The 5,771-nt window shown below is 54.1% G+C and carries 1 protein-coding gene, 3 tRNA genes and 3 rRNA genes; all 7 read left to right on the top strand.

Translation table 11 applies throughout. The features are described from left to right. Positions 1-187: hypothetical protein (locus H0274_RS15560; protein WP_226796534.1), on the top strand; the 187-nt coding region annotated here is incomplete at its 5' end. Positions 188-400: 213 nt separating this feature from the next. After that, a 16S ribosomal RNA gene (locus tag H0274_RS15555) occupies positions 401-1,887 on the top strand. A 176-nt stretch (positions 1,888-2,063) separates the two neighbouring features. Next, a tRNA-Ile gene (locus tag H0274_RS15550) sits at positions 2,064-2,140 on the top strand. A gap of 32 nt (positions 2,141-2,172) precedes the next feature. After that, positions 2,173-2,248: transfer RNA gene (locus H0274_RS15545), tRNA-Ala, on the top strand. A gap of 276 nt (positions 2,249-2,524) precedes the next feature. Then, positions 2,525-5,316: ribosomal RNA gene (locus H0274_RS15540) — 23S ribosomal RNA — on the top strand. 113 nt (positions 5,317-5,429) lie between these two features. Continuing rightward, positions 5,430-5,544: ribosomal RNA gene (gene rrf / locus H0274_RS15535) — 5S ribosomal RNA — on the top strand. The 16S, 23S and 5S rRNA genes sit together here with 3 tRNA genes alongside, the layout of an rRNA operon. A 115-nt stretch (positions 5,545-5,659) precedes the next feature. After that, positions 5,660-5,736, top strand: a tRNA-Met gene (locus H0274_RS15530). The last annotated feature ends 35 nt before the right edge of the window (positions 5,737-5,771 follow it).

The raw sequence follows: 5,771 nt of genomic DNA, 5'->3' as shown, positions 1-5,771 counted from the left end.
TGCAAAAAAGGTGTTGCTCGAATCGGGGAGTGTATCTAGAGGGCTGTTCACCGGACGGGGCGCCACTGAGGCGGTTCGGACGGTCGCCAACAGAGACGGACAACAGTTCCTCGGATTAGAGTTCGGGGAGCGATGGTTGTCCGCCTATTATGTTCGGTGGTTCTTTGACATTGTTGATTTTAGATGAAGGGACATGTGGGCGACGGCGCTCGGTCCGGGGGTTTTAAGGCTCCGGATACCGATTAACAAGCCGATTGCCACTTCCGTCACGGACACCACGTTTGTGACTGGATGAGCATGTCCTTCGTATCCATTACGTTTGACAGTGCAGGTATCGGCTCCTTGAAGCTCGGTGCTTTCGGCTAGCGATCTTTTGATCGTGCTGGGAGTGTCGTGACACAAACTTGAGAGTTTGATCCTGGCTCAGAACGAACGCTGGCGGCATGCCTAACACATGCAAGTCGAACGAACCCTTCGGGGTTAGTGGCGCACGGGTGCGTAACGCGTGGGAACCTGCCCTTAGGTTCGGAATAACTCAGAGAAATTTGAGCTAATACCGGATGATGTCGAAAGACCAAAGATTTATCGCCTTTGGATGGGCCCGCGTAGGATTAGCTAGTTGGTGGGGTAAAGGCCTACCAAGGCGACGATCCTTAGCTGGTCTGAGAGGATGATCAGCCACACTGGGACTGAGACACGGCCCAGACTCCTACGGGAGGCAGCAGTGGGGAATATTGGACAATGGGCGAAAGCCTGATCCAGCAATGCCGCGTGAGTGATGAAGGCCTTAGGGTTGTAAAGCTCTTTTACCAGGGATGATAATGACAGTACCTGGAGAATAAGCTCCGGCTAACTCCGTGCCAGCAGCCGCGGTAATACGGAGGGAGCTAGCGTTGTTCGGAATTACTGGGCGTAAAGCGCGCGTAGGCGGCTCAGCAAGTCAGGGGTGAAATCCCGGGGCTCAACCCCGGAACTGCCTTTGAAACTGCTAGGCTAGAATCCTGGAGAGGCGAGTGGAATTCCGAGTGTAGAGGTGAAATTCGTAGATATTCGGAAGAACACCAGTGGCGAAGGCGACTCGCTGGACAGGTATTGACGCTGAGGTGCGAAAGCGTGGGGAGCAAACAGGATTAGATACCCTGGTAGTCCACGCCGTAAACGATGATAACTAGCTGTCCGGGCTCATGGAGCTTGGGTGGCGCAGCTAACGCATTAAGTTATCCGCCTGGGGAGTACGGTCGCAAGATTAAAACTCAAAGGAATTGACGGGGGCCTGCACAAGCGGTGGAGCATGTGGTTTAATTCGAAGCAACGCGCAGAACCTTACCAGCGTTTGACATCCTCATCGCGATTTCCAGAGATGGATTTCTTCAGTTCGGCTGGATGAGTGACAGGTGCTGCATGGCTGTCGTCAGCTCGTGTCGTGAGATGTTGGGTTAAGTCCCGCAACGAGCGCAACCCTCGTCCTTAGTTGCCATCATTCAGTTGGGCACTCTAAGGAAACTGCCGGTGATAAGCCGGAGGAAGGTGGGGATGACGTCAAGTCCTCATGGCCCTTACACGCTGGGCTACACACGTGCTACAATGGCGATGACAGTGAGCAGCTAGACCGCGAGGTCGTGCTAATCTCTAAAAGTCGTCTCAGTTCGGATTGTTCTCTGCAACTCGAGAGCATGAAGGCGGAATCGCTAGTAATCGCGGATCAGCATGCCGCGGTGAATACGTTCCCAGGCCTTGTACACACCGCCCGTCACACCATGGGAGTTGGTTTCACCCGAAGGCAGTGCGCTAACCGCAAGGAGGCAGCTGACCACGGTGGGATCAGCGACTGGGGTGAAGTCGTAACAAGGTAGCCGTAGGGGAACCTGCGGCTGGATCACCTCCTTTCTAAGGATACATACGAAAGCGCCGGGCCTTGAGCCTGGAAGAGCTTCGCATGTTCCAAAGAACATTGCCGTCGTCCTCATGTCCCTTCATCCTGGAGATCAACACAGCATAATGCTGTGTTGCGCCTGAGCTGGCTCACGCCGCCTGCGGCCTTTTAGGCCAGACAGGCAGAGAATGGGCCGGTAGCTCAGGTGGTTAGAGCGCACGCCTGATAAGCGTGAGGTCGTAGGTTCAACTCCTACTCGGCCCACCATTCTCGAATGTACCGTTTTCGAAGTTTGGCAGGGGGCCTTAGCTCAGCTGGGAGAGCACCTGCTTTGCAAGCAGGGGGTCATCGGTTCGATCCCGATAGGCTCCACCAGACTTTGTTGGCCGCGATGATACGCGGCAGACGGAAGAGAATTACTCCAGAGATGAAGACACGAATTTGCAGCTTCGGCTGCAATTGCGGGATTTGCCCGCTTCTTTGACATTGTGAATGGGTTTTTAATCGATGCCGTGGTGCATTGGTGCGATCGACGTGGTCGTATTGGTGCAGCACAAAGATCAATCAAATTGATTATCTGGCTGAGATATTCCTCCGCACCTGAAAACAACGCGGGCTTTATGCAGGCCTGTCGTTGATGGTGTGGATTCTCAAGCGTGAGGTAAGAGCATTTGGTGGATGCCTTGGCATGTACAGGCGAAGAAGGACGTGGCACGCTGCGATAAGCGTCGGGGAGTTGTGAGCAAACTTTGATCCGGCGATTTCCGAATGGGGAAACCCACCTTCACCATTTCTCTCATACTGTGAGCGATCACGGGGTGAGTGAGGTGGATAAGGTATCACCAGACTGAATATATAGGTTTGGTGAAGCGAACCCGGGGAACTGAAACATCTCAGTACCTGGAGGAAAAGACATCAACAGAGATTCCCGTAGTAGTGGCGAGCGAACCGGGACCAGGCCAGTGCTTCTCATTCAACTAGCAGAACACTTTGGAAAGAGTGGCCATAGCGGGTGACAGCCCCGTATGCGAAAGTGATGTGAGAAGACTCGAGTAGGGCGGGACACGTGAAATCCTGTCTGAACATGGGGGGACCACCCTCCAAGCCTAAATACTCGTACATGACCGATAGCGAACACAGTACCGTGAGGGAAAGGTGAAAAGCACCCCGATTAGGGGAGTGAAACAGTACCTGAAACCGAATGCTTACAAGCAGTTGGAGCCTCTTTAGGGGGTGACAGCGTACCTCTTGCATAATGGGTCAGTGACTTAATTTATCATGCGAGCTTAAGCCGTTAGGTGTAGGCGCAGCGAAAGCGAGTCTGAATAGGGCGACTGAGTATGATGAATTAGACCCGAAACCCGGTGATCTAGGCATGACCAGGTTGAAGGTGCGGTAACACGCACTGGAGGACCGAACCGTTGCATGTTGAAAAATGCTCGGATGAGTTGTGTTTAGGGGTGAAAGGCCAATCAAACCGGGAAATAGCTGGTTCTCCGCGAAATCTATTGAGGTAGAGCGTCGGATATTTGCCGATGGGGGTAGAGCACTGGATGGGCTAGGGCGGCGCGAGCTGTACCAAACCTAACCAAACTCCGAATACCATCGAGTCTAGTCCGGCAGACAGACGGCGGGTGCTAAGGTCCGTCGTCAAAAGGGAAACAGCCCTAACCTACAGCTAAGGTCCCCAAGTCATCACTAAGTGGGAAAGCATGTGGGAATCCCAAAACAACCAGGAGGTTGGCTTAGAAGCAGCCATCCTTTAAAGAAAGCGTAACAGCTCACTGGTCTAAATAAGGGTTCCTGCGGCGAAGATGTATCGGGGCTAAAGTGATGCACCGAAGCTTAGGGTTCAGTCTTTGACTGAGCGGTAGCGGAGCGTTCCGTAAGCGAGTGAAGCGATCTGGTAATGGGTCGTGGACGTATCGGAAGTGCGAATGCTGACATGAGTAGCGATAAAGAGGGTGAGATGCCCTCTCGCCGAAAGACCAAGGGTTCCTGCGCAACGCTAATCGGCGCAGGGTAAGCCGGCCCCTAAGACGAGCCCGAAGGGGGTAGTCGATGGGAACCACGTTAATATTCGTGGGCCTGGTGGTGTGTGACGGATCGCGGAAGTAGTTCGACCTTATTGGATTGGTCGGGCTGTCAAGTGGTTCCAGGAAATAGCCCCACCGTATAGACCGTACCCGAAACCGACACAGGTGGTCAGGTAGAGTATACCAAGGCGCTTGAGAGAAGTATCCTGAAGGAACTCGGCAAATTGCCTCCGTACCTTCGGAAGATGGAGGCCCCATTTATGCGCAAGCATTTGTGGGGGGCACAGGCCAGGGGGTAGCGACTGTTTAGCAAAAACACAGGACTCTGCTAAGTCGGCTTCAAGACGACGTATAGGGTCTGACGCCTGCCCGGTGCTCGAAGGTTAAGAGGAGGAGTGCAAGCTCCGAATTGAAGCCCGAGTAAACGGCGGCCGTAACTATAACGGTCCTAAGGTAGCGAAATTCCTTGTCGGGTAAGTTCCGACCTGCACGAATGGCGTAACGACTTCCCCACTGTCTCCAGGATATGCTCAGCGAAATTGAATTCTCCGTGAAGATGCGGAGTACCCGCGGTTAGACGGAAAGACCCCGTGCACCTTTACTGCAGCTTCAGAGTGGCATTAGGAAAGAACTGTGTAGCATAGGTGGGAGGCTTTGAAGCACCGGCGCCAGCTGGTGTGGAGCCATAGGTGAAATACCACCCTGTTGTTTTTTGATGTCTAACCCAGAACCGTTATCCGGTTCGGGGACCCTCTGTGGCGGGTAGTTTGACTGGGGCGGTCGCCTCCTAAAGAGTAACGGAGGCGCGCGATGGTAGGCTCAGGACGGTTGGAAACCGTCTGACAGAGTGCAATGGCATAAGCCTGCCTGACTGCGAGACTGACGAGTCGAGCAGAGACGAAAGTCGGTCATAGTGATCCGGTGGTCCCTCGTGGAAGGGCCATCGCTCAACGGATAAAAGGTACGCCGGGGATAACAGGCTGATGATTCCCAAGAGCTCATATCGACGGAATCGTTTGGCACCTCGATGTCGGCTCATCACATCCTGGGGCTGGAGCAGGTCCCAAGGGTTTGGCTGTTCGCCAATTAAAGTGGTACGTGAGCTGGGTTCAGAACGTCGCGAGACAGTTTGGTCCCTATCTGCCGTGGGCGTCGATACTTGAGAGGAGTTGCCCCTAGTACGAGAGGACCGGGGTGAACATGCCTCTGGTGTACCTGTCGTTCCGCCAGGAGCGCAGCAGGGTAGCTATGCATGGACGGGATAACCGCTGAAAGCATCTAAGCGGGAAGCCTCCCTCAAGATTAGGTATCTTCGAGTCGTGATAGACCATCACGTTGATAGGCCGGGTGTGGAAGCGCAGTAATGTGTGGAGCTAACCGGTCCTAATAACTCTGTTCATGCTTGATGAATCCCACCATCAATGACAGCCCTGATAAAAGGCCGTCCAGATGGCGGAGGACAATCAGCCAGATACGCTCTTATATGCATCGATTAAAACCGTAACACGCCGGCTTCATTGCTTGGTGACCATAGCGTCTGTGACCCACCCGATCCCATCTCGAACTCGGCCGTGAAACCAGACCGCGCCGATGGTACTAACGCTCAAGCGTTGGAAGAGTAGGTCGTCGCCAGGCATTGCAGCCGACGTGCATACGGAAATAACCCATTCACAAGTCCAAGGGCTGACCCTCAAAGGGCAGCCCTTTTCGCGTTCCGGATCCACACTCAACCGGATACGCGCTTCGGTGACGCGGGGTGGAGCAGTCCGGTAGCTCGTCAGGCTCATAACCTGAAGGTCGCAGGTTCAAATCCTGCCCCCGCAACCAAAACCCTGAAACACCCAAACACAGCCGCTCGGGCA

The sequence above is a fragment of the Fulverythrobacter ferritrahens genome, from assembly GCF_020539485.1.
In the GTDB taxonomy this organism is placed as follows: domain Bacteria; phylum Pseudomonadota; class Alphaproteobacteria; order Sphingomonadales; family Sphingomonadaceae; genus Andeanibacterium; species Andeanibacterium ferritrahens.
Note: the sequence above shows the minus strand (reverse complement) of the source record. Positions and strands in the feature narration are given on the sequence as shown.